The 23403-nt window shown below is 45.5% G+C and carries 23 protein-coding genes and 1 pseudogene; 10 read left to right on the top strand and 14 right to left on the bottom strand.

Features of this window, described 5'->3' with window-relative positions; translation table 11 throughout:
* From H6F52_RS26430 to H6F52_RS11665, 3 genes and pseudogenes are all read left to right on the top strand, one after another.
* Positions 1-88, top strand: a pseudogene (locus H6F52_RS26430) (IS5/IS1182 family transposase); the annotation flags it as partial.
* Positions 89-257: 169 nt separating this feature from the next.
* Positions 258-1295, top strand: coding sequence for an alcohol dehydrogenase catalytic domain-containing protein (locus tag H6F52_RS11670; RefSeq protein WP_190534764.1), 1038 nt, complete (start codon positions 258-260; stop codon positions 1293-1295).
* A 63-nt stretch (positions 1296-1358) separates the two neighbouring features.
* Entirely contained in the window at positions 1359-1952 is a 594-nt protein-coding gene (locus H6F52_RS11665; protein ID WP_190412648.1) for a hypothetical protein, read from the top strand.
* Between the two features lie 160 nt (positions 1953-2112).
* Here H6F52_RS11665 and H6F52_RS11660 read toward each other — a convergent pair whose 3' ends face one another.
* Positions 2113-2373: a hypothetical protein gene (locus H6F52_RS11660; RefSeq protein ID WP_190534760.1), complete on the bottom strand. Its 261-nt coding sequence runs from the start codon at positions 2371-2373 to the stop codon at positions 2113-2115.
* Positions 2374-2725: 352 nt separating this feature from the next.
* Between H6F52_RS11660 and H6F52_RS11655 the strand changes: the two genes are divergently transcribed.
* Positions 2726-3211, top strand: coding sequence for a hypothetical protein (locus tag H6F52_RS11655; RefSeq protein WP_190534757.1), 486 nt, complete (start codon positions 2726-2728; stop codon positions 3209-3211).
* 303 nt (positions 3212-3514) lie between these two features.
* On the opposite strand, the gene H6F52_RS11650 is transcribed toward H6F52_RS11655, so the two are convergent.
* The 6 genes from H6F52_RS11650 to H6F52_RS26115 form a co-directional block, all read right to left on the bottom strand.
* Positions 3515-4483 (bottom strand): polyphosphate kinase 2 family protein, encoded by a 969-nt coding sequence (locus H6F52_RS11650; RefSeq protein WP_190528478.1) that lies wholly within the window; start codon positions 4481-4483, stop codon positions 3515-3517.
* Positions 4484-4866: 383 nt separating this feature from the next.
* Positions 4867-6576: an ABC transporter permease subunit gene (locus H6F52_RS11645; RefSeq protein ID WP_190534776.1), complete on the bottom strand. Its 1710-nt coding sequence runs from the start codon at positions 6574-6576 to the stop codon at positions 4867-4869.
* A gap of 143 nt (positions 6577-6719) precedes the next feature.
* Positions 6720-7499: a phosphonate ABC transporter ATP-binding protein gene (locus tag H6F52_RS11640; protein ID WP_190412644.1), complete on the bottom strand. Its 780-nt coding sequence runs from the start codon at positions 7497-7499 to the stop codon at positions 6720-6722.
* Positions 7484-7753: a GNAT family N-acetyltransferase gene (locus tag H6F52_RS25235; protein ID WP_339380679.1), complete on the bottom strand. Its 270-nt coding sequence runs from the start codon at positions 7751-7753 to the stop codon at positions 7484-7486. Before H6F52_RS25235 ends, H6F52_RS11640 begins: the two co-directional genes overlap by 16 nt.
* A 191-nt stretch (positions 7754-7944) precedes the next feature.
* Positions 7945-8856, bottom strand: coding sequence for a putative selenate ABC transporter substrate-binding protein (locus tag H6F52_RS11630; protein WP_190412643.1), 912 nt, complete (start codon positions 8854-8856; stop codon positions 7945-7947).
* Positions 8857-9275: 419 nt separating this feature from the next.
* The gene (locus H6F52_RS26115) at positions 9276-9407 is read right to left on the bottom strand and encodes a hypothetical protein (protein WP_277878924.1); all 132 of its coding nucleotides are present in this window, start codon (positions 9405-9407) and stop codon (positions 9276-9278) included.
* Positions 9408-9573: 166 nt separating this feature from the next.
* Between H6F52_RS26115 and H6F52_RS11625 the strand changes: the two genes are divergently transcribed.
* The 5 genes from H6F52_RS11625 to H6F52_RS11605 all read left to right on the top strand — a co-directional run bounded on the left by H6F52_RS11625 (position 9574) and on the right by H6F52_RS11605 (position 15197).
* Positions 9574-10959, top strand: a complete 1386-nt coding sequence (locus H6F52_RS11625; RefSeq protein ID WP_190528470.1) for a serine/threonine-protein kinase — start codon at positions 9574-9576, stop codon at positions 10957-10959.
* A 198-nt stretch (positions 10960-11157) separates the two neighbouring features.
* On the top strand, positions 11158-11787 hold the full coding sequence (locus tag H6F52_RS11620) for a DUF4178 domain-containing protein (protein WP_190412641.1): 630 nt from the start codon (positions 11158-11160) through the stop codon (positions 11785-11787).
* A gap of 7 nt (positions 11788-11794) precedes the next feature.
* Entirely contained in the window at positions 11795-13258 is a 1464-nt protein-coding gene (locus tag H6F52_RS11615; RefSeq protein ID WP_190534754.1) for a spermine synthase, read from the top strand.
* A complete protein-coding gene (locus tag H6F52_RS11610; protein WP_190534752.1) occupies positions 13251-14303 on the top strand; it encodes a peptidoglycan bridge formation glycyltransferase FemA/FemB family protein in 1053 nt (350 codons plus the stop codon). Before H6F52_RS11615 ends, H6F52_RS11610 begins: the two co-directional genes overlap by 8 nt.
* Positions 14304-14345: 42 nt before the next feature.
* The gene (locus tag H6F52_RS11605; RefSeq protein ID WP_190534750.1) at positions 14346-15197 is read left to right on the top strand and encodes a DUF350 domain-containing protein; all 852 of its coding nucleotides are present in this window, start codon (positions 14346-14348) and stop codon (positions 15195-15197) included.
* A gap of 1 nt (position 15198) precedes the next feature.
* On the opposite strand, the gene H6F52_RS25745 is transcribed toward H6F52_RS11605, so the two are convergent.
* The 7 genes from H6F52_RS25745 to H6F52_RS11570 all read right to left on the bottom strand — a co-directional run bounded on the left by H6F52_RS25745 (position 15199) and on the right by H6F52_RS11570 (position 22283).
* A complete protein-coding gene (locus H6F52_RS25745; RefSeq protein ID WP_190534748.1) occupies positions 15199-15558 on the bottom strand; it encodes an S-adenosylmethionine decarboxylase in 360 nt (119 codons plus the stop codon).
* 11 nt (positions 15559-15569) lie between these two features.
* A complete protein-coding gene (gene coaBC / locus H6F52_RS11595) occupies positions 15570-16784 on the bottom strand; it encodes a bifunctional phosphopantothenoylcysteine decarboxylase/phosphopantothenate--cysteine ligase CoaBC (RefSeq protein WP_190534745.1) in 1215 nt (404 codons plus the stop codon).
* Positions 16785-16997 (bottom strand): DUF2555 domain-containing protein, encoded by a 213-nt coding sequence (locus tag H6F52_RS11590; protein ID WP_190412635.1) that lies wholly within the window; start codon positions 16995-16997, stop codon positions 16785-16787.
* 228 nt (positions 16998-17225) lie between these two features.
* Positions 17226-17846, bottom strand: coding sequence for a dienelactone hydrolase family protein (locus H6F52_RS11585; protein ID WP_190528533.1), 621 nt, complete (start codon positions 17844-17846; stop codon positions 17226-17228).
* Between the two features lie 24 nt (positions 17847-17870).
* Positions 17871-18500, bottom strand: a complete 630-nt coding sequence (locus tag H6F52_RS11580; protein ID WP_190534743.1) for a Crp/Fnr family transcriptional regulator — start codon at positions 18498-18500, stop codon at positions 17871-17873.
* 320 nt (positions 18501-18820) lie between these two features.
* Positions 18821-20683 (bottom strand): biosynthetic-type acetolactate synthase large subunit, encoded by a 1863-nt coding sequence (ilvB, locus tag H6F52_RS11575; RefSeq protein WP_190534740.1) that lies wholly within the window; start codon positions 20681-20683, stop codon positions 18821-18823.
* A 343-nt stretch (positions 20684-21026) separates the two neighbouring features.
* Complete coding sequence (locus H6F52_RS11570) at positions 21027-22283, bottom strand: MFS transporter (RefSeq protein WP_190412632.1); 1257 nt, start codon at positions 22281-22283, stop codon at positions 21027-21029.
* Positions 22284-22740: 457 nt separating this feature from the next.
* Between H6F52_RS11570 and H6F52_RS11565 the strand changes: the two genes are divergently transcribed.
* On the top strand, positions 22741-23055 hold the full coding sequence (locus tag H6F52_RS11565) for an RNA-binding protein (RefSeq protein WP_190412631.1): 315 nt from the start codon (positions 22741-22743) through the stop codon (positions 23053-23055).
* The last annotated feature ends 348 nt before the right edge of the window (positions 23056-23403 follow it).

Genomic DNA, 23403 nt, shown 5'->3' with positions numbered 1-23403 from the left:
TAAGGATTATGAGCTGTATTCAGAGATCAGCGAAGCAATGATTTATGGTTCTTTGATTCGTCTGATGGTCAGACGACTAGCTGCTTAAGATTTCCTTTATAAATTAGCTCTTAGATAAAGAAAAACTGAAAAGTCCGTTTTCAGCCTGGTGCTACTGTTCCCAAGCTGAACCTGGAAACCAATTCGCCGTCATGTCAGGCGTCAAAATTCATCTGCCCTGATAAAATCAGCTTGGACTCGGTTAGGGGCAGTGTATCATGCTGGCAGCGGTACTTTACGGACAAACGGATCTACGCCTAGAACAGGTCGCTGACCCTACACCCTCTGCTGGTGAGGTGGTGATTCAAGTGGCTGCGGCAACGACTTGCGGCACCGATCTAAAGGTTTGGCGGCGCGGCGGTCATGCAAAGATGCTGAAGCCTCCCACCTTGTTTGGTCATGAGGCAGCGGGGCGGATTGTGGCGGTAGGAAGCGGAGTCCAAGGTTGGCAAGTGGGCGATCGCGTCGTTGCTAATAATTCTGCTCCATGCATGAATTGTTTCTTTTGTCAACGCCAAGAATATTCTCTTTGCCCTAAGTTGACGTGGAATAACGGCACGTTCGCACAGTATTTAAAAATTCCCGCCCCGATTGTGCAACACAACCTGTTGCCCATCCCAGATGACTTGCCCGATGCCTTGGCATCGATGACTGAACCGTTAGCCTGCGTGCTGCATGGGGTAGCACGTTCTAATGTAAAGTCGGGCGATCGCGTTGTGGTGCTGGGAGATGGGGCAATTGGGCTAATGTTTGTGGCGGTACTGGCGCATCAATCGGCGTCGGTGTTGCTCTTTGGGGGAAATGACCAACGGCTGGAAATTGGGAAAAAGCTAGGCGCTGTAGAAACGTTTAATTATCATCATCTGACAGATATACCGAGTGCGGTAAAAGAGCGAACCGACGGCTGGGGCGCAGATGTGGTGATAGAAGCGACGGGTGTACCCGCAGTTTGGGAGAGTGCGATCGCGTGTGCCCGTCCGGGTGCTACCGTGAATCTATTCGGGGGATGTCCGCGCGATACCACCATTACCGTCAATACCGAACAACTCCACTACAGCGAACTCACTCTAAAAGGCGTTTTTCACAACACCCCAAAATATGTACGAGATGCCTTATCTCTATTGGCGAGTCGCGCCATCCCCTTGGAATTGCTCATCAGCGAACATCAGCCTTTAAAGCATTTAGAGCAAGTGTTCCAAGATATGAAGAATCGTAAGGTAATTAAGGTTGCTATCGACCCCAGCATGGCATCTTAAGAATAGGGATAGCTAAGAACAGGGTGCTGATTGGTGAAGTGTGTTTGCAGGTTTAAGGTCTAAATGAAAAGCGTTAAATTTTGGTCAGTTCTGTCACTGGGAATTTTACTAGCATTAGGAGCCACTAAAAGTGCTGACGCCCTACCCGGACAGAAAACAGAAGAAGTGATTGCCTGGATTAATTCTAATCCCACTCTTCGACCTTCTACAGGCGATGGTCTATTAGTGCAAAAGACCAATACAGCCGCCCAGCGATTTACTTTTCTCGCAACTGTCCTTCCTCCCGGTAGAGTCACTTTTCTTAAAGATCGAGGCACGATTCGCAGCGAACGCTTTTCTTTTTTTGACATGGTTAATGGCGTAACGCCACAACGTCTAAAAGAATCGCTGCGGGTAATCTATGGCCCAGATATTTATCAAGACTACGACCGTTCCCGAATTGTCTACGAATATCCCACACCACAAACTGTAGACTTAGCTCGTCGGCAGCGGCTTCCGCTTTTGGCGGCACAACAGGGTGAACTGCGCTTAGGAGATCGATTTGGCTACTGGATGGAAATTGCCCAAACCAAGGAAGGGAAGGCGTATAACGGTCAAATGGTCATTTTCTTGAGAGAGGATTTAGACAAGTTGGAGACGGAACTGCGCGATCGCTAAATTAGAGGAATGGCAAATTGCTAATGATTAACTAGATTCAAAAATTAGCGATTTGTCATCTTAATTTAGTTGCACCGGACTTTAAAAAAAGAGACGCGATTCATCGTGTCTCTCCTGCATCATGAGTGCAATCTGTAGCGGCATTAGTCGTTTACAAAGACTACTTATTTTTACCCTTATCTTTGTTCTTGCCTTTTCCTGTGCCATCAAATTGTGTAGTGCCAGTATTTTCAGGAGTCGATACCTGTTGGCTTGGTGCCTCTATCGATGGCGCAGTGGATGCGGCTGGTGATGGTTTTGGAACTTCCGCTGGCTTTAGCGCTACAACCAAGCCGGTTACAGCGGTGAGAATGGCAGCAGTTGCGGTCATAATGCCCGGAACGGTATGAAACCATCCCTGTGATTTTGGTTCTTCAGACATCGGTGAATTTCTAGAATTTCCTGTTAATTTAATACGGCTAATTACTCGGGTTTCCGAATAAACGGTGCGAGTATAACAAATGCGATCGCGTCCGGCAAACGGGAAATATACCAGATTCAGCCCTATCTATCGCTTTCCTCTCCCGCCTGCAATCAGGGAGATGCACGCCAAAACTTGATTTTGTTTTCTGGTTCTTCGCGGCTACTGCCAACAGTGGGGGTGAAACTCTCTCCGAGGGTCGCTAGAGTAGATGGTATCCCAACACAGCTAAATCAGGATAAAGCGACAAGGCTAGGAATCGCTAACCAACGAGAAGACCTGATATTTTTGGGTTCTGATAGAAGGTGTATTCATGAGCAGCAAACAAGACTACACTGCACAAATGCTTGACGGATGGATTTACCAAATCGTACCGGGACGCTACGGGCATCATCTGGAGATTTGGAACCCGCAAGGCAATCCATATCGCAGCTTAAAGGCTTTTGTGCAATACGAGGAAGCTGTAGCATTTGTCGAATCTCTAATTGCTTTGAGTAATCACGAAAGCCATTGGGTTCCTAACAACGAGGACAGCGTTCGCTTTGACCGGATGATGCAACAGCTAGTTTGCGTCGAATGCGACGACTTTATCTATCAAGAGTGGCACGTTAAACCCTATGAAGATTCTGACAATAACTGGAATCTTTATGCCATTAATCCAGTCATTGGGAAAACCGAGATTTTACTGAAGCGACAAGCAGATTTACAGGAAGCGATCGCTCTGGTTAAGGCTAAGATTGATGCAATTGAGCCAGGTGGCGTGCCAGCAAGCGATCGCGCTAACGCCTTGCTTCGCTAACGTGTACTCCTTTTAGGTCAAACTTAGCCTGAGCGATTTATCGCATTGATTCCCTCAAGATAGATGTGTTTGAGAGGGAGCGATCGCGCTTTTATTCGCATCTTTCTTTAAAAAATCATCAGCTCCACCCAACACGAGTAATTAGTAGCAACCGGATGCTAGAAGCCTAAAGCCAAGAGAACACCGCTACACCAAGCCAAAACCAGAGCTATTTCGCTTGTTTCGTTTATTGCGTTCGTTTCAAAATATTGTTCGCGCACTTCTATCACTCTAGTAAAATAATAGCAGAGTGATAGAAGAAAGTTAATCAGAAATCAAAATACTTTCTAAGCCCATTTCTGGTTTTGGATATTGTGGATTCATTGCTTCAAGGGTGTCAGCAATTGTACGAGCAATAACTAAATTGCGGTACCACTTATTGTTAGCAGGCACCACATACCAAGGGGCATACTCAGTCGAGCAATTAATAATTGCATCCTCAAATGCCTTCTGGTATTCATCCCAAAACAGACGCTCCTTCAAGTCGTTGCTAGAAAATTTCCAATGCTTATCTGGATCTTCTAAACGACTTTGTAACCGTCGTTTTTGCTCGTCTTTAGAAATGTGCAGAAAAAACTTGATTACCGCAATGTTATTAAGCGTGAGCATATGCTCAAACTCATTAATAATGTGATAGCGCTCCCGCCATACATTCTCTGGTACCAGTTGTTTCACCCGGACGATTAATACGTCTTCGTAATGCGAGCGATTGAAGATAGTAATCATCCCTCGTAACGGCGTCCGCTGGTGATAACGCCAGAGAAAATCATGACCTGCTTCTTCTTCACTAGGTTTTTTGAATGACCAAACCTGGCAACCTTGCGGATTTACACCACCAAATACGTGTTTAATGGTGCCATCTTTGCCTCCTGTATCCATCGCTTGCAGGACAATGAGTAGGCTGCGCTGATGTTCAGCATATAGACGTTCTTGTAAATTTTGAAGGCGCTGGCGCTGATGTTGCAGTTCCTGCTCAATATCTTTCTTATTTTTATAGTCTTCCGAAGCATTCGGATCGACAGATGCTAAGACAAACTGCTCTCCAGGATGAACCCGATAGTGGGGATAATTGGGTTTTGGGGGTGGAGAGTCAACGACAATTTTTTCGGGTGCCATTTCAAAAGCAACTTTGGCTGTTGCTTTTGCAGCCGCTTGTTGAGTCTTATGTTCTTCTCCTGTAGACGCATCGGTAGTTGTCGAACTATTGTTTGGTAGATTGCTTGATTGGCTCATGGTATCTCCTTATTAAAAAGCTTTCACAGCAGCACATTTAATCTTCATGAAATGGACTTGACAACGTCTGGTAAATTGTGAATTTTGAAATTCTCATGAAAACTTTTTGCCTATTTGCTTTGGTTATTTACCAGACGGGTAATGTTTTCAGAAGGGATATCAGGCTGCTATTTCTATTTTTAGCTCTAGAGATTCGTTAAAATTAGATAAGCGCTGTAAATACATTCAAAAATGATGTAAAATTCCGCAACAAAACGATTTCTCCCATCAATCTGAATTGATGGTGAAACTGGGAAATGTTTTGTTTGTTACATTATCAGTGTTGAACTTTTACCGGGTGTCTACATCAGTCTGACGGTGTAAAGGTTGAGTTTTCCTCAGCATCACCTTAATGTCCGTCGTACTGAGGCACTAATCATATCTACGATAAAAGTGAGGGCGAGAAACACAATTAGAGTTGTCAGGAGACCTTTGTAGTCAAAGCTACTCAGTTGTTCCGCGAGCAAGCGACCTAATCCACCCGCACCCACTAATCCGACGATGACGGTGGCGCGGATGCAGACTTCCCAACGGTAGAGGATATAAGCGATAAAGCGGGGCAAAGTGCGGGGTAAGACGCCGTAGAGGAAGACTTGGGAACCACTCGCGCCCAATGCTTTAAGCGATCGCAAAGGACGTTCATCTAGATTTTCCGTTACTTCCGCCATCAGACGCCCTAGGATACCTAAGTTGTGCAAACCGAGGGCGATCGCTCCCGGTAAGATACCTGGAAACAATACAAATAGAAAGATTAACGCCCAAATAGGTTCGGGGACGGCACGGGCAAACAGTAGTAGGAAGCGGGTAAAAATCAGTACAGCAGTTGCTCGTAGATCCCCCCTAGCCCCCCTTAAAAAGGCGGGTATTAGAGTCGCTGTCCCCTTTGATGAGGGGGGTTTGCTGGATCTTCTGCCAGTATCTAAAATCCCTCCTGGCAACAGGAAATTATTCGCGGCTGGGAAAGATAATAAAATGCCGCCTAATCCAGCCCCAGCCATTGCCAGGATGGACATGGCAAGGGTTTGCGCCGAAAGGGTAAATAGTTGACTCAGCTGACTTCCATCTGGTGGGAAGACATCCTGAAACACTCCTGCCAATAGCTGTGCGGTTCGTGGTGCCCAAAGCTTTGAGAAATCAGCTTGGACGTACCAGAAGGAGAAGATAACTAAAACAATGCCGCCGAGAAAGGACACCTGCACGACGGGATCTTTTTGATAAAATCGCTGTTTGCGCCCTTGGAGATTTAGGACATTCAAATCCAGGCGACTCGGCGCACCCAAACGGTGGCGTAGCAAAGCACTCCAAAAATCCGTAGCACCATTTAATACAATCAGGGCAATCAAAAACGTCCACATCTGCTCATAGCGCAGAGATTGGAGGCTGAGGAGAATTTGATACCCCAGCCCACCTGCACCGATAATCCCCAATACGGCGGCGGAACGAATCGAACACTCAAACCGATAGAAAGCGTAAGACAGCAGATTTAGAAAAGCTTGGGGAATCAAGCTATAGGCAAAAGCATTCAGAGGGGGGACGCCACTATTGAGGAGTGCCATGAGTGGCTGGCGGGGGGTTTCGTCTAGAATTTCCGAGAAGACTTTGGCAGTAATCGCACCAAAAGGAATTGCGATCGCTAACACGGCTACTAGCGGATCGAGTCCAAAAATATTGACAAAAAATAATCCCCAAATTAACTCGTGAATTGCTCTGGGGATTGCCAAAACTCCTCGTACCACCACCCAAGGAGGCTGAGGTTTAAGTTTTGAGTTTTGAGTTTTGAGTTTTGAATTTGAAACAGATTGCCACCATATCTCGGAAGAAAAAACACCCCCCACCAACCCAATCAGCACGCTGAAGAAAGTGCCACACACGGCATAAGCGAGGGTTTTCAGAGTGGAATCTAGAGTGAGTTGGAGAAATTCCGGGCTGAGATCGGGTGAAAATGCAGCTACGAGAAAGCGCCAGACGAGGTTCCAGCCGCCTGAGTTGATTAAATTCCCTTGGAATACGCCTGCTACGTGCAACGACCAAATGAGGGACGCGACAAACAGCAATCCCCATGCAGTACGCCAGTTAAGCGGGGAGGGGCGCTGAGGGAGGTTTGTTAGTTTGCGATCGCTTGTTTGTGGCACGCTTTAGATATCAAACCGCTACAGATGCAAAAAATGCAGAGGAATTTAAATAGAAATATTTAGGATTACCCCGTGGTTTTATAGAGAGTTTCAATCATGGCATCCGAGAGGTCTTCAGCGGGAATATCAAACAAAATACGCCCATGTTGCAGACCAATAATTCGCTGATAATGACTCCGAGCAAATTCAATCGCGTGGACACTGGTGACTAAAGTTTTCCCGGTTTCTATACTCAACTGGCGCAATAAGTCCATAATCTCGCGGCTGCGTTCGGGGTCGAGGCTGGAAATGGGTTCGTCGGCAAGGATGGCGGTGGGATTTTGCACGAGGACGCGAGCGATCGCTACCCGTTGCTGTTGACCGCCAGAAAGGCTATCAGTACGTTCGTAAAGTTTTTCTGGAATCCCCACCTGTGCCAAAGCTTGATGAGCAGTTTCGACTTCTAAAGGATAAATCAGCGAAACTACTGCTTTGAAAAACGACCAGCGCCCTAGATGTCCAGCATTGACATTGTGAATCACCTGCAAATTATCAACTAAGTGAAATTGTTGGTAAATCGTACCAATCTGGCGCTGGACTTGACGCAGCGACTTTGGACGCAGATGAGCAAGGTTTCGACCCAGTACCCAGACTTCTCCTTGAGTGGGTAGCAGCGTACCGTTGAGTAAATTAATCAGCGTACTTTTTCCCGCGCCGCTAGAACCAACCAGCGCCACGCGATCGCCTGCCCAAATCTGCAAGTTAATATCAGCGAGAGATTCAAAACGTCCAAATTGCTTAGAAACGTTTTTCAGTTCAAATACGGGCGCAGATGAGTTCCTTTCTCTGCTTAGTTTGCTATCCATTTAGTCATGAGATAGCGATCGCGATCTTTAGAACCAACCTTCTGATACAAATTTTGTGCTGCTGTCTTTTTCCGCTCGACTTCTAAATAAAGTGCTTGAATTTCTGGAGAAGGGCAAACACTTTCTATAAACTGAATTACGCTCATGCCTACCCCTTGCCCCCGATAACTCTCTCGGATGTAAAGTTCATCAATAAATGCATCACGTCCTCGAAATTCCAAACTGTAGCCAAAGGTCAGGACGATGTAGCCAATCGCTTTGTTGCCATGCTAGATCGGCCACACTCGTCCTAGAGAATCATCCTGCAAAATCTTTGCTAACCCCTTGCAAACAAGGGATTTATCAAATTTTAGGTGTTCAAATTTGTAGAATTCCCAGATAAACTCCACTAGAGTTTCACTAGCGGAGTTTTCTGCAATTTTAAAGTTAGCTTCTGTCATTTACATCACTTTATTTTGCCAATTCCCCGACCAATTTCCTCAATTTGAGCATAATTGGAGTTTTGGGTAGGAATAAATTTAGTTGCTTGTAAAAGGTCAAGAATTTCTTTTTGCTCTGGTACCTTGGGGTCTAGTTTTAAAAAGGCGTTTTGCACTTTTTCAACAAAATCTTCACCGTAGTACTCTTTGACATCGGGATGAATGACCCAGTGATAGTCGTAGTAAGCGGGTGTCTCCCAAAGGACTTCTACTTTGTTCAAGTCTACTTCTTTGGCATCGACTCGCTTTTTCCAGACGCTTTCATTCACAGCACCGACATCGTAGGTGCCTGCTTCCACCAATTTAATCGTCTTATCGTGATCGCCAGAAAAACCAGCTTGACCTTTCAAATCTTCAAGCTTAAGTCCAGCTTGTTGCAAGAAATATTGAGGCATTAAACGCCCGGATGTTGAAGATTCGCTGCCAAAAGTGAAGCTATGTTTTTTTAGTTGTTGTAAACCAGAAATATCTTTAAATGGCTTCAGCCCAGCCTTTTTGTTGGCGATGAAGAGACTGTGAAATTGGGCGTCTACGTCGCGTTGCGCGATCGCTTCCGCACCGGGCACCTGCAACCGTGCCTGCACCCCTGTCAATCCCCCAAACCAAACCAAATCCAAATCCCCTACTTTAAAGACAGTAACCGCCGCCGTATAGTCAGTAACCGGCTTATACTCCACCGGCACACCCAGTTCCTTTTCCAGATAGGCAGCTAGCTTGTCATACTGACGCTGTAACTTTTGCGGATCTTGATCGGGAATGGCACCGATTGCCAGAGGCTTTGCCTCAGTTCCACCGTTCGTCACGGAAGTCCCGGATGGGCTGGGCGAACACGCTGCTAGCGGTAGCAACAACAAACCGGACAACAATATTTTTTTCATCCCTGACTTGGCTCTCCTCATTTTGACTGGCGATACAAACCTACGCTAGAAGCGACCCCTACTGAAAATGGGGTGTAGCGCAGGTGCCAGAAGTCAGTGTAAGCGAACGGCTACCCTTATGCCAAAATTAACCCTAGTGTCGAGGCGGCTTTAGCAATGGTTTGGCATCCTGGGCAGAAGTTGCAGGGCGGGCGATATATTATTGAGAGGCATTTGGGTAAAGGTGGCTTTGAGATCACCTATCTTGCTGAGAATAAATGCAATCAAAAGAAGGGCAAGCGATCGCATTCTCTATTCGCGCCTGTCTTCAAACCAATCTTGCCCGCCCGGTAACTGAGTTAAATACTCATCAATGATGTCAGGTAAAATACTTGCTGAATGAGCATATGTCAAAGCAAGTAATTGTTGAGCTGTCAGAATTATCTGAGTTCTATCCACCTTTTCTTCATCCAATCCAGCCCACCTAAAATCGTCAAAGTTTCTTTGTCGCGTCCCTCAATGATGCTATTTCGTAAATCCATGAGTTCCTCAGTCATAACAATTGTCTTCATCTAGGCGTTTCCACGCTGAATATATCACTCAAAAATAAGAGCGATCGCTCTTATCTCACCTTTGTTCCCTTCCGTTATGGAGCCTTCTGGAATAGGTCAAATACTTAACAAAACTGGCACCAAGGGTATGGCAAAATTAGCCTAAGTGTCAGGGAAAGTGTGAGGAATGGTTTGGGCCGCTGGGCAGATGTTGCATGGTGGAAGATACATCGTTGAAAGGGTGCTAGGAGAAGGAGGCTATGGCATCACTTTTCTAGCTAGGGACAAAAAAGGGAATTTTGTCGTCATCAAGACGCTGAATGAACGGGTACTGACTAAACGCGAATTTACAGCGTACCGAGACAAATTTAATCGAGATTTCCAGAAAGAAGCGCTGCGACTCGCTGTGTGCCGACACCCTAATATTGTGCAGATTGACAATGCCTTCTCTGAAGGACAGTTACCTTGCATGGCGATGGAGTATGTTGAGGGAGAAAACTTAGAGCAGCGCGTACTTAATCTGGGTGTTTTGTCGGAAACCGAAGCATTACACTACATCCGCCAGATTGGTGACGCACTAACTTTCATCCACGACAGGGGCTTTTTGCATCGGGATGTGAAGCCATCTAATATCATGGTGCGTGCCGAAAAATTCCAGGCGGTACTGATTGATTTTGGCATTGCTAGGGAATTTATCCCCGATATAACGCAGACTCATACGCAAACCTTTACTCCAGGCTTTGCTCCAATTGAACAGTATGCTCAGCAAGCAAGACGGGGCGAGTATACGGATGTTTATGCACTCGCGGCGACGCTCTACTATTTGCTGACTGGAGAAGTCCCGCTACCTGCGCCTGCGAGAGCTGCGGGGATTCGGTTAAATTCACCGCAACGCCTCAATTCCAGTATTAGTAATTTAGCCAATCAGGCGATTCTTAAAGGGATGGAATTTCAAGCGGAGGAACGCCCTCAGTCGGTGCAGGAGTGGCTAGAATTGCTTAATCTTAATAAGATTTCTACTTACAGTTTTAAGCAGCCACTATCTAGCAATATCCCGGTTTCAAAAACTTATAATGCTAGTTCAATCGCTACAAATCGGAATTTTTTAACAAATCGGCAAAGTTCAGCGTCAAAGATAGATTACCGGCAACTACAGACTTTTTTAGCGTTAGGAAAGTGGCAAGAAGCGGATGAAGAAACCACGACGGTTATGCTGAAAATTTCTGGTCGAGAAACAGAAGGTTGGCTGAGAGTGGAAGATATCAAAAATTTTCCAATGTCAGACCTTCGGATCATTAACCAACTTTGGATAAAACACAGCAAAGGACGCTTTGGTTTTAGCGTCCAAAAATATATCTGGGAAAGGATCGGAGGGACGAGAAGCGCAAATTATGAGATTTTGTGTATTTTAGGCGATCGCGTCGGATGGCGGATTGATGGCGCTTGGGTTCCTTATGAAGAATTTATCTTTGATTGCGATCGCGCTCCCGCAGGTCATCTTCCTAGCGGATATGTTTTTTGTGAAGTTGGTTGGTGGGTCGGGTTATTGAACCTCTTCTATCGCCTTGAGTAGATGATTATAAAAAATTAATATTTTTATGAAGTCTTATTGATTATTTTATGAAGTTAAGGGCTGTGTGAATATAATAAATGCTGCCTACGCTAAGTCGCTCTATTAACCAGCAAAAATGCCGGATATTATTTTAATAAAATAAACTTAAACTTAAGATTTTTTCTACATTCAAACAAAATTTTAGCAGAGCAAAATTTTATGTATCCCATTACTACGAAAACTCAACTTGAAAATTTACGTCCAGGCGATCGCATAAAATATTATGGCGTTCAGTGGCAGATTAAAGAATACAGCACTTATGACGATTCCTATGGATATGAAACAACGGAGTGGTTGCTAAAATCTCAGGCAGGAAAAGAATACTACTTGCTACGAGAAATTGATCCGCAAAATCCTGAATCCTTAGTCAATTGGTATCTTGCCGAAGAAATTTCAGACCCTAAGATATTTGAACCAGAATCACTGAATAATTTGGCTATTCGTTTTTGGCACGATATGCAAGGAGGAAAAATGCCTTACCCAGAATTACAAGCCTTGGGTAAACGCTATTACTTTGAATCATCAACCAAGGGTAATTATGAAGGAGATGAAGAGGAGACATCTCGAATTACGTGGGATTATTGGGACAAGGATCATCAATGGAATTTAGCAATTGAAGCTTGGCCTGATGGCAAACGACATATTTACTCTACCAAAATAGTAAAACCAGAAGATTTTTCTCACATTGAACGAGGAGCGAAGAAGAGTTTTTTGGAAAGCGTGATTTTCCAAGCATTAGTAGCCAGTTTCATGATGGCTTGCGGAATATTGTTGATGGTATTCGGATAGTAAAAAAATGCCTACATCTTTATTTATTGAACAACATAACAACGGATTGGCTTTTTATATCAATGGTGATTTGCAGTTTGATACCGCTGATGAAGCCATTTATCACGAGTATTTAGTGATTCCATCGGTAGCGCTGGCAGTCAAACGATTTCCTCACACAGAGTTGCAAGTCTTGATTTGTGGCGGCGGAGATGGATTAGCTGCACGGGATGTGTTGCGATTTCCTGAAGTTAGTCACGTTGATTTAGTGGATTACAACCCAGAAGTTTTAGAACTAGGGAAAAGGGTATTTAAGGATTTTAACGAGGGAAGCTTAGAAAGCGATCGCTTAACAATTTACACGCAAGAAGCTTTTGAGTTTTTATCGACACTCAAGGAAAAATCTTATCACGTTATTATTTGCGATTTCACTTATCCTAGTTGTACAGAAGATACGGCGATATACAGCCAAGAATGGTTTAAAACGATTAGCCGGGTTCTTTATCCAGGTGGGATTATTAGCACGAATGGTGTTTCTCCAGAAAATCGGACAACAGGTTTTTGGTGTTTATATCAAACCTTGTTAGCTGCTGGATTGATGGCAAAGCCTTTACAACTAGCAATTCCATCCTTTCAGCGGCATGATTACGGCAATTGGGGGTTCTTCTTAGCGTCTCCAGTTACAATTCAGCGTTCTGAAATAGAAGGAATTACCCTACCTGAAAATTTACAGGCGATCGCGCTTAAAAATCTGCTAAAAGTGTTTGAGTTTGAGAATGCGATCGCGCATAGCCGCCACAGCGTCAATATTCACACTCTGGATTGCCCGCAGCTATTTTACTACTTACTCAATCCTCATATTCAATCGCCTCAAATTATCGAAGCAATTGATGAAAAAACCATTAATTTTTTAGACATTGAAGAAGCTGGAACTGGACTGATAGGGTTGCGGGATCTCCTTCAGCTAGAATCAACCGCCCAAAGGTGGTTAGAAGAAGTTCAGGGTAATGAGATAGATACTAGCAAACTATTGCCGGTACAACATCCTTATCACAACCCAAAGATGACAGCAGAATGGTTAGCCCACCTTCAAAAATTACTATCAGAAATCGACTTATCACGTTTATTGGGAAGTATTTTAGAACGTGCTCAAGAACTGCCGCCTCAGATTGCCGCTGAACTAAAACAATTGTCTGATAAAATCCGCACTGGACAGCAAATTTTAACGCTATCACCACGAGCAGCAGAATTTATTATGATGCTCTCAGTAACTTTATTAATGGCCAATTTAGCATCTCCAGATGCTGTGTTTGCCAAGGGATACTATTCAGGAAGTAGCCATTCTCCTGGCTCTAGCGGCTATTCGGGAGGAAATACTTATTATAGCGAAGGAGACTGGAGTTGGTTTAATAGAACTATAGGATTTGTTTTGACGGCGGCTGGTGGTATTTGGTTGATAAACTTATTAACAAATCGCTCGAATAATGACTGACATTTTAGATGTAAATAATGGGCACAAAATTCAATTAGAAGAATTATCTTTAACCCTTAGACTACTAAATTCAGAAGAACGCCATCATTGGGACTTGCTTGTGCAAACTGCTCCCGCAGGATGCTTTATGCAGTCTTGGGCTTGGGCAGATTTCAAAGAATTGGAAGGATACAAAACCTTCCGTTATGGTTTATTTTACAAGCAAGAATTATTGGGAGGATGCATTTTTTATTTTTATCCCCATCCTAATAAAGCCAATTTATTAGTTGCTCCCGGTGCCCCTCTGCTACCTGAAAAATTGGAAAAAGAAGGAATGCAGATATTAGTGAAAGAAGCGGCATCTTTAGCTAAAAAAATAGGAGCGGTTGCCCTACGAATTGAACCTTTATGGCAGCAAAAACTAGATTGCCTTTCCGGGTTTATGCGTGCCCCTGCTGATTTATTGCCCTCGGAAACTCTGTTAATTGATTTACAATTAACAGAAACTGAAATGTTAGCAACTATGAAGCCAAAAGGACGATATAATTTGCGTTTGAGTTGGCGTCATGGTGTAGAAACTGAATTTAGAACAGACTCACAGGCAATTCCTGTGTTTTACGATATTTTTTGGGAAACGGTAAAACGCCAGCAGTTTTTTGGTGAACCCTACAAATTTTTCATTAATCTTTGCCAAACCTTATTTAAGGCAAATATGGCAGAGCTAGGTTTCGCAATCTGGCAAGGAAAAATATTAGCAGCTATCTTAGTTGTTTATTGGGGCGATCGCGCAACTTATCTCTACGGCGGACGTAGTTTTGAACATCCGGAATTCATGGCAACTTACAGTTTACACTGGGCTGCAATGCAACGGGCAAAATCACGCGGTTGCACTTTCTATGATTTCTATGGTTTTACTCACGATCCTAATCATAGCTATGCAAAATTTTCCCGTTTTAAAAGTCAGTTTGGTGGCGTACCAGTAAAAACTATTGGTGCTCATGATTACTTTTTTTATGACCAACTAGCAGATACAATGATTGGCTTATTAAAACACTTAAAAATATAAAATTAATTGAATAATAAAGAAATATTGAGAAGGAGTTAAGTAGTGGAACAAGTTAGTCAATTAGGATTTATTCTTCTAGAGCTAGTCGTAGGCTTTGGGTTGTTCTGGCTGGGACAACTCGCTTACCAAAAACTATTTCGTCGCATGGAATTAAACTTGGAACTATTTGTTAAAGATAATCCAGCCGTAGCGATCGCTCTTGTCGGATATTACCTCGGTATCGTCATTGCGCTGGGTGGTGTTTTAGGACAACCTTCAGGCAATTGGCAGGACAAATTACTCAATTTGGTAAGCTATGGCGCAACAGTCATTTTATTCATGTTGGCTGGCGCTTGGGTAGGCGATCGCTTAATTTTGCGTTGCTTTGATTGTAAGCGCGAAATTCTTGAAGAACGGAACACAGGCGCTGCTGCTGTAGAATTTGGCAATCACATCGCTAATGGACTCATTCTCAGCGCCGCACTCGGCGGGGAAAGTGGCACTTGGCTGGTAGGGTTTGTCTGCTGGATCGTTGGCTTAGGCGTACTCGTTTTGGTGAGCGTTCTCTATCCTCGTGTCACTAAATACAATGTATTTGGAGAGATTGAAAGGCGCAATAATCCTGCTGCTGGTGTGGCGTTAGCGGGCTTACTTATTGCCACAGGTAATATCGTGCGCGTAGCATTTGCCGCCGAGTTTCAAAATTGGGTAATTAGTTTTACTCAATATGGTTTAACACTCCTATTTTGCTTAGCCTCACTGATTGTAATTCGCTGGGTAGCAGATTTAATTTTAGTGCCAGGAGTAAAAATATCAGACGAAATTGCACGTCAACAAATCCCGAACTTGGGTGCTGGACTAATTGAAGCTTTTGCTTATATTGCGGCTTCATTTTTAATCGCTTGGGCTGTTTAAATTAACTAGTAACGCAGAAATATTTCCACTGCTCATTATTGGAATTGTCGCCAATCTCCAAAGTAAGTAATTCAGCAAGAGTTTTTGCTTTTTCGTAATTATCCTGCTGATAATCACACACATGGATATCAACGGTAACTTTCCCTTCTTCAGGCCAAAAATGCAAGGCGACGTGAGATTCTTCCAGTAAGAGAACTGCTGATACTCCCTGTGGTTGAAAAGTAAAAGAAAGCTGACCAACGGGAGTTAGATGGGCATCTTGAGCCGCACTTTTTAATGAATCTAAGAAATTGGCTTCTGTCCAATCAAAAATAGATGGAGAAGCGATGAGAATCGCTGAAAAATGATGGGATCTAAGCACCGCTTGTCCTTTTAGCCAGCACCTTGAACAAAGTCAAATAAAGCGTGAGCCATCTGCAATTTACTACAGGGTTCAATCTCTACTTTGCGCCCTTGATTGTCAAGAAATACGGCTTGGTTGTTGTCGCTGCCAAAACCAGCATCGGCTTGATCGATGGGATTGGCAACAATGGCATCCAAATTTTTCTTCTGCAACTTCTCCAAGGCTGGCGTAACAATATCCCCAGTCTGGGCGGCAAATCCAATTAACTTTTGATGCGGCTGTTTGAGACTCGCCAATTCTGCCACGATATCGGGTACAGATTCTAGAGGTAAGGAAGCGGGAAGCGATCGCTTCGGTAATTTCTGGGCACTATACTCGGCTGGTTTCACATCTGCCACCGCCGCCGACATCACAATCAAATCGGCATCGGGAAAACACTCTAACATCGCCTGCTGCATCTGCTGGGCGCTCATCACACTAATCAATTGCACTTTTTGTAGAGAGGCGATTAATGGCGTCTCCATTGGCCCATGCACCAGCGTCACAGATGCGCCGCGATGCAGTGCAGCTTGTGCCAATGCGAATCCCATTTTGCCAGTCGAAGGATTGCCGATGAAGCGCACCGGATCGAGATGCTCTCGCGTTCCTCCAGCACTAATTAAAACTCGTTTTCCGGCTAAATCTCGCTTCCCGCCAGTGTGCAATAGAGATGTAATTTGCGGCAAAATTTCAGCAGGTTCTGCCATACGTCCAGCACCGACGCGATCGCAAGCTAACAGTCCAGCACCGGGACCAACACCGTGATAGCGTTTATCTGCGAATACCTGTTGCCAATTGCGTTGCACTGCCACCTGTTCCCACATATCCGTATTCATTGCCGGTGCTAACAGCACTGGACAAGTTGAAGCGAGGACGGTATTCGTGAGCAGATTGTCAGCGAAACCATAAGCCAACTTGCCTAAGGTATTCGCGGTTAGAGGAGCGATCGCAAAAACCTCTGCCCATTCTCCCAACTCAATATGCAAAGGGCGTCCGCGTGTCGGTTGCCAGAAATTTTCATCCGTATAAGCAGGATGACGGGACAGCGTTGCCACGGTTAGAGGCGTAATAAATGCTTGAGCAGAATCCGTGAGAATCGCCCGAACTTCCACCCCAGTTTTCGCAAGCGCCGAAATTACCTCACAAACTTTATAGGCGGCGATACCGCCGCCTATCCCTATGAGAACTCGTCTGCCACTTTGCATTTAAGCTTCATCGAAGGGTTGAAAATCCAGTAGGTAGAGGTAGGGTTCAACTAAATCTGGACGTTGAAAAGCGATCGCTCTGAGCAAATGCCAATCATCCAATCCTTCAAAAGGATTGGTGTAATTATCTTGCTCTAGCCGTACAGCCAGATGTTCCACTTCAGTTGCCGTTACAGCAGAAATATCCCGGTTGGAAATGCTAACAGTTGTCATTGACCGCGCCTCCCTCAATCTGCATCTGTGCCATGTATTATACAGATGCAACAAACCATTTTATCTTAACGCCATTACTGGCGATCGCTTAATATAAAAAACGTCAAGTTAGCGGGTCTACTAGCTTTAAACCGGAGATTTCACCGAGTGGGAATGGGGAATGGAAGGGAAGACTCGACACCCACTACCCATTTCACTTTGACGACTGCTATTAGCGGCTAGCGCCGATCAGATATTTGCCTTGACAAACTTCCGCATCACTTCTAAAGCTGCCGGTTGAACCTCATGCCCCATATCAAATTCCTGGTATTGTACCGATATTCCTAGTGCTGTTAAAGCGTCCCGTGCCTTCTGGGCAGCACTCAGCGGCACCACAGAATCTTGTCTCCCATGCAAAATTAATACAGGTGGATAAGTCGCATCAGGTTTTGGAGAGAGAGGATGCAAATAGCCGCTCAACACGACTAAACCCGCTAAAGGTAAATTCAATCCTACATCCAGCGTCATTGCTCCGCCTTGAGAAAATCCACACAAAATTGTGCGTGAAAGAGGGACTCCGGTAGAACTTTCTAAAGATTTGAGCCACTCAGTTAGCATTTGCTGACTTTTGACTAAATCCGCAGACTGCGAACCTCCTGGCTTTCCAAATTCGTACCACATTCGCCCCCCCGATACATAGGGATTTGTAAAAGGGGCATCGGGCACCAAAAACTGATACTCCGGTAAATTCAAAAATGGGGCTAAGGATGCCAACTGTTGGGCATTCCCTCCAAAGCCATGCAATACGACAATCAACCCAGCGGGCTGTTGATTCGTTGCCGATGGAACCGAAATTACTGAGAGAGACAGAAGCTTACTCCTAACAAATGCGACTCACCAATCAGAGATGCTGGCAAAGCTCTCATCTTTTAGGATAATGTGGCGATCGCAATCCAGGCTAATCGATCCCTGCTGCTGTAGCTTGCTGAGCAATCGCGTGATTGTCACGCGGGTGGTACCAATGGCGCTGGCGATATGTTGATGGGTGAGGCGCGCCCCCAGACGAGTTCCACCCGCCACAGGTTGACCGATTTCTTTTTTTAACAGCAACAACAGTCGCTGCAAGCGATCTTCGACCCGTCGCTGTCCGACAATGGCTAAAAGTGCCTCTGCTTGCCGCATCCGTCGTCCCATTTGCGGCAAAATCATCTGAGATAGACGTGGGGAAGCTTCAATTTCTGTGACTGAAAACCATCTTAAGTAGACATCACAGAGCGCCGTTGCCTGATAGGCTTGCAGCAAGGTCATCCAAAGACCAAAGAATGTTGCAGTTCCTGCCCAACCCAGCAACACTTCTTCACCATTCGGGCAAAGGGTACTCAGCTGCACCAAACCTCGCTCGATCTGCCAAATGCCCTGTGGCACGAGGGGAATTAGGTCTCCCTTGGCATAAAAATGCAAACGACGCCCTTCATTGGGATCGTATTGATCGATTGCTAGAACTGCTTTGGAAGTTGGAGGCATGGCTGTAATTATTTCCAGCTATGAAAATTTGGCGATGGATAGCCACTGCCACTGTAACCCCCAAAGGTAAAGGAGAAGTAATCTTTTGATTACTAAAGGCTTAAAGACGGTGATTTGGGAGTATTTTTTGATTGTGCTGTCGCACCTTTGAAGGGTAAAGGCGATCGCATCTAAATTGTTCCAGATTCACCCTAAAAATAAAGAGACTGGCGATTGATAGCCAGTCTCTGTTTAATATTCCAAAGGAAAAAATCGGTAATCCAAACGCTAAGAATCCATCAGCAATTGGTCAAAAACTCATCACCGATCGCTGATTACCCTTAGATTTTGGTGCCGCAATCCGGACAGAAGTTGTTGCTGGCAATGTTTTTCGCACCGCAACCGCTGCAATAGACTAGCTCTGTGGCTTTTTCCAACTTGCGGCGTTCTGGCAAGCCAATCATTTGAGCGTTACTCTTGCCAGGAGCCACCATTGGGTAACAGTTTTCGTCCCGTTTAACTCGGGCTTCCAGCAAAACGGGGCCATTGTGAGCCAACATTTCGGCGATCGCATCTTTCAGTTCCGAGCGATCGCGGATCGACATTCCCTTAATCCCAAATGCCTTAGCGAGCATCACAAAATCCGGCATCCCCACTTCCATATTTGAGGACGAGTAACGCTCTCCGTAGAACGCCTCCTGCCACTGACGCACCATTCCCTGCCAGCCATTATTGATAATAACGGTCTTGACATTTATGCCGTATTGTGCCAGCGTCCCCAGTTCCTGTAAATTCATCTGGAAACTGGCATCGCCGCTAATACAAATCACCTGTTCGTTTGGCAGCGCTACCTTAGCACCCATCGCCGCTGGCATCCCGTACCCCATCGTGCCTAAACCGGCACTAGAAATCCACCGACGCGGCCCATTTTTGAGAAATTGCGCCGCCCACATTTGGTGCTGACCTACGTCTGTCGTGTAGTAGGCTTGGGGAGCTTGATTCGCTAGTTCTGAAATCACCTCTTGCGGTGCCAGACTATCGGGATATTGGGGCACCACGAGGGGATAATCTTCCCGCCAGCGATTAATCCGTTCTAGCCATGCTTTCGTTTGATTTGGCTCCAAAGCCGCATTGGTTTCGTGACATCGGCGCAGCAAGTCAATCAACACGTTCCGCACATCGCCAACAATGGGAACTTCCGGAGCGCGATTTTTTCCGACTTCTGCGGGGTCGATGTCAATATGAATGACCTTGGCGTGAGAAGCAAATTCATCCAACTTACCCGCCACGCGGTCATCAAATCTAGCTCCCACCGCAATCAGCAAATCGCACTCGCTGACTGAAAAGTTAGCGTAGGCGGTGCCGTGCATCCCCAACATTCCCAGTGAGAGGGGATGGTTCTCGTCAAATGCACCAATGCCCATCAACGTCGTTGTTACGGGGATTTGGAAGAGTTCCGCCAGTTCCTGAATTTCTGCATGGGCACCAGATGTAATCGCGCCTCCCCCCACATACAGCAACGGCTGCCGTGCTTGCCGAAGTAAGGTACACGCTGCATTGATCTGACGAGGATTGCCCTTCACTGTAGGACGATATCCCGGCAATCTCACCGTATCCGGCTCTACCGGCACATAGTCAAATTCCGCTAATGCCACGTCTTTGGGCACATCAATCAACACGGGTCCCGGACGTCCCGTACTGGCGATGTGGAACGCTTCTGCCACAATCCGCGCCATGTCTTCGGGATCGCGCACAACATAGGAGTGTTTCACAATCGGCAGCGTAATTCCGAAAATATCGGTTTCCTGAAACGCATCGCTGCCAATCGCGTTAAGAGCCACCTGCCCCGTGACTACCACCATTGGAATCGAGTCCATGTGGGCTGTCGCAATGCCTGTCACTAGGTTCGTTGCCCCAGGGCCAGACGTGGCAAAACAGACCCCCACCTTGCCGGTGGCACGAGCATAACCATCCGCCGCGTGAGCCGCGCCTTGCTCGTGTCTTGCCAAAATGTGATGAATCCCGCCATCCGTTTGTGCCCGATACAGTTCATCGTATATCGGCAGAATTGCACCACCCGGATAGCCAAAAATATGTTCAACACCGTGACGCTTCAGACTGTCAATCAGGGCAAAGGCACCTGTTCTGCGGCTGCTCATTTGACGTATTGATTCTTTTTCCGAGACGCTTTGCGATCGCACCATGAAACCTCTCACTATAGCTACGTTCTTTTTTAAGATTTCTATCTAATTCAGCATTAGAAATAGGGGTTTAATTCTTAAGTCTAATCCTGATATCAATTCCTGTCGAGGGATTAACCCCCCAAAAACTCGCGAGTGTTTATTTTCTGTGACTTTAAGGTTTATTATTTCGGTTCACGCCACCAAGAAGGAGGTGCGCCAAGGATACTGGCTAAGGGCGGCTGACTTAATGAACGCGCCTTCAATCGGGTTGTAACGCTGAGCGCGTCCCCTTACCCAGCAAAAGGCAAAGGCATTTCTAGGAAGGACTGGCTACAAGATGTTACTCCTCAGTCCTCCTTTCAAGCTAGATGACATCTTCCAAAACATTACGGGTACTGAGCCACGCCCAGACCCCAACGATATTCACAATAATGCTCATTCCCAAAAGAACGCCTCGCAAACCAAATTGATCCGTAAGTGGGCCAGCGATCGCTAGCGGCGCACTCAGTGCAATATTGACAGCATTATTCTGAAACCCAAAGACTTTGCCGCGCATATTTTCTGGGGTTGAGGCTTGAATCAGAGTTTGCATGGGTACGCCAATGAGCGAGGCACCCAGCCCCAACAGCGCACTTAATCCTAAGCCCATCCAGAGATTTGTCGTCAACGTAAACACACCCAACACAAAGCCCATACTCAAAAAACCCAATAGAGGCAAAGGCTTGTGGTGGAAGCGATCGCCCCAATGCCCCAACACCCCCGCACCAAAAACCATACCCACCCCAGCAGCGGATAATAAAAAGCTAAATTGACCCGGCTCATTGAGACCAATTTCCTTTGCCAGCTCAATTGCCAGTACAGTTAAAGCCGCAAACACCGAATATAGAATCGTCAGTTGTACCATCGCAGTCCGAACCAGGCGTTTTTTCCATAAATAACGGAAGCCTTCTTTAAGATCATTCCAAGGATGAACTGCGATCGACTCAATCGGAATCGGAGCTTCTACGACTTTCACTAACTGGCTGAGACCAGCAGCCAACAGGTACAGAAGCGCCACCAAGAATTCTTGACCATAGGTTCCCCCCCAAGTTCCGGCTAGACTCAACAGCGGCTCGCCCACAGAGAAACCGACAATCAGAGACCCCATCATGGTGGTTGTAAACAGCGCGTTTGCTGTCATTAAATTTTCGCGCTTGACCAATAGGGGAATCGCCGCCTGCTCTGCTGGGGCAAAAAATTGCGTAACTGTCGAGAGCAAAAACGTAATTACTAAGAGAACTAAAAACTGCTTTGGCAATATCGGAAGCAATAGTATCAATAAAGCGCGAATCCAATCAGAAGCCACCATAATTTGCTTCTTTGGAAAGCGATCTACAAAAATACCGGCAGCTGAGCCAAAGAAGATTGCAGGTAGTGTGAAAGCTACCATGATGGCGGAACGCATAGAATTTGCCCCCATCAGCGACGTCTGATAGTTTTCCAGCAACGCAATCAACAAAATGAAGAAGACCTTGTCTGCTACCTGAGACACGATCTGCCCTACCCAAAGAATGAGAAAAGGCCGATTCTTCATCAGAGCGCGAAAGCCACTACCAGAAGCCGGAGGTTCAGCTGGAAACATAAGAAGAGTTCAGGAGCCTCTTGAGTACATCTTTAAGTGTGCGCTGGCGAGAGTCACTTGTGCCAGTCGAGTAGCCACTTTTTGTCAAAGTTCTTAAAAGCCACATCTGCCATAATCGCTATCCCACTCTATATGCTAAGAAGCATCCAGTCTCGTAAAGATTCCAAAACCCATGACTTTTCCCGCATCCGTAGGGGTTAGAACCCCTGTATAGCTGTTGTTTTTACCTTGTGTATAAACCGCAATGCTTCGCAGAAAATTGTCACTCTTTAAATTACGAAATCATTCCCTTGACAAATTTCATATTGTTTTCCTTGATGGCGAATGCCTGAAGCCCGATCCTGTGCTAAGTTAATCACTGAGAATTTAATTCGGCTAAGTGAGTTGGTTGTCTACGTTGACAGGCGTCTCTCCGAATCTAAGTCTCTACACCATCTGCAGAAAGCGAGATACTTCCATGTCAATCTATGTAGGCAACCTATCCTACGACGTCACCCAAGAAGACCTCAGCCAAGTTTTTGCCGAATACGGAACTGTTAAGCGGGTTCAGCTACCCACTGACCGCGAGACAGGCCGCCCACGGGGTTTCGGTTTTGTAGAAATGGAAACTGAAGCTGAAGAAACGGCTGCCATTGAAGCTCTAGATGGAGCGGAGTGGATGGGTCGAGATTTGAAAGTTAACAAAGCCAAACCTCGTGAAGATAGAGGACCCTCTGGCGGCGGCGGTGGTAATCGCAGACCCAGTAGCGGTGGCTTTTCTCGGCGCTACTAAGTTTTAAGACAAAAACATTAACAAGTCTAGTCTCCAGCAGATTGACACTTCCACTGCTCCACGCTGTTTTTACTTTCTATATATAGAATGGGCGTTCTAGCAGTGGATTTTTATTTAAAAATGCTGACATTTCTAAAATCCTGAATTGTTAACCTTCCTTTACATTTTTGTTGGCATCAGGTATTAAGTAGTGCTGATTCAATAAAATTTTGACGGGTTTTAGAAACTTTTTAGTCGCAAATTCCCTACTCCTTTAATTAAGATTGACAGAGCCGTAAGGGGGAAAAGCTAATGAAATACATTGCTCCCAACCCCAAGACCTAGTCAGTAAGTAGGATTAATTATTTG

This window comes from Coleofasciculus sp. FACHB-542, from assembly GCF_014695825.1.
Classification (GTDB): domain Bacteria; phylum Cyanobacteriota; class Cyanobacteriia; order Cyanobacteriales; family FACHB-T130; genus FACHB-T130.
This window is presented reverse-complemented; position numbering and strand designations above follow the sequence as displayed.

Bases quoted from the DNA above. Each gene is read 5' to 3' on its own strand.
- ilvB (WP_190534740.1), bottom strand. From the start codon at position 20,683: ATGGTGCGATCGCAAAGCGTCTCGGAAAAAGAATCAATACGTCAAATG.
- H6F52_RS11640 (WP_190412644.1), bottom strand. From the start codon at position 7,499: ATGGATAGCAAACTAAGCAGAGAAAGGAACTCATCTGCGCCCGTATTT.
- H6F52_RS11620 (WP_190412641.1), top strand. From the start codon at position 11,158: ATGTATCCCATTACTACGAAAACTCAACTTGAAAATTTACGTCCAGGC.
- H6F52_RS26115 (WP_277878924.1), bottom strand. From the start codon at position 9,407: ATGAAGACAATTGTTATGACTGAGGAACTCATGGATTTACGAAATAGC.
- H6F52_RS11625 (WP_190528470.1), top strand. From the start codon at position 9,574: ATGGTTTGGGCCGCTGGGCAGATGTTGCATGGTGGAAGATACATCGTT.
- H6F52_RS11660 (WP_190534760.1), bottom strand. From the start codon at position 2,373: ATGTCTGAAGAACCAAAATCACAGGGATGGTTTCATACCGTTCCGGGC.
- H6F52_RS11665 (WP_190412648.1), top strand. From the start codon at position 1,359: ATGAAAAGCGTTAAATTTTGGTCAGTTCTGTCACTGGGAATTTTACTA.
- H6F52_RS11630 (WP_190412643.1), bottom strand. From the start codon at position 8,856: ATGAAAAAAATATTGTTGTCCGGTTTGTTGTTGCTACCGCTAGCAGCG.
- H6F52_RS11590 (WP_190412635.1), bottom strand. From the start codon at position 16,997: ATGACAACTGTTAGCATTTCCAACCGGGATATTTCTGCTGTAACGGCA.
- H6F52_RS11650 (WP_190528478.1), bottom strand. From the start codon at position 4,483: ATGAGCCAATCAAGCAATCTACCAAACAATAGTTCGACAACTACCGAT.
- H6F52_RS11670 (WP_190534764.1), top strand. From the start codon at position 258: ATGCTGGCAGCGGTACTTTACGGACAAACGGATCTACGCCTAGAACAG.
- H6F52_RS11610 (WP_190534752.1), top strand. From the start codon at position 13,251: ATGACTGACATTTTAGATGTAAATAATGGGCACAAAATTCAATTAGAA.
- H6F52_RS11580 (WP_190534743.1), bottom strand. From the start codon at position 18,500: ATGCCTCCAACTTCCAAAGCAGTTCTAGCAATCGATCAATACGATCCC.
- H6F52_RS11615 (WP_190534754.1), top strand. From the start codon at position 11,795: ATGCCTACATCTTTATTTATTGAACAACATAACAACGGATTGGCTTTT.
- H6F52_RS11655 (WP_190534757.1), top strand. From the start codon at position 2,726: ATGAGCAGCAAACAAGACTACACTGCACAAATGCTTGACGGATGGATT.
- H6F52_RS11565 (WP_190412631.1), top strand. From the start codon at position 22,741: ATGTCAATCTATGTAGGCAACCTATCCTACGACGTCACCCAAGAAGAC.
- H6F52_RS11570 (WP_190412632.1), bottom strand. From the start codon at position 22,283: ATGTTTCCAGCTGAACCTCCGGCTTCTGGTAGTGGCTTTCGCGCTCTG.
- coaBC (WP_190534745.1), bottom strand. From the start codon at position 16,784: ATGCAAAGTGGCAGACGAGTTCTCATAGGGATAGGCGGCGGTATCGCC.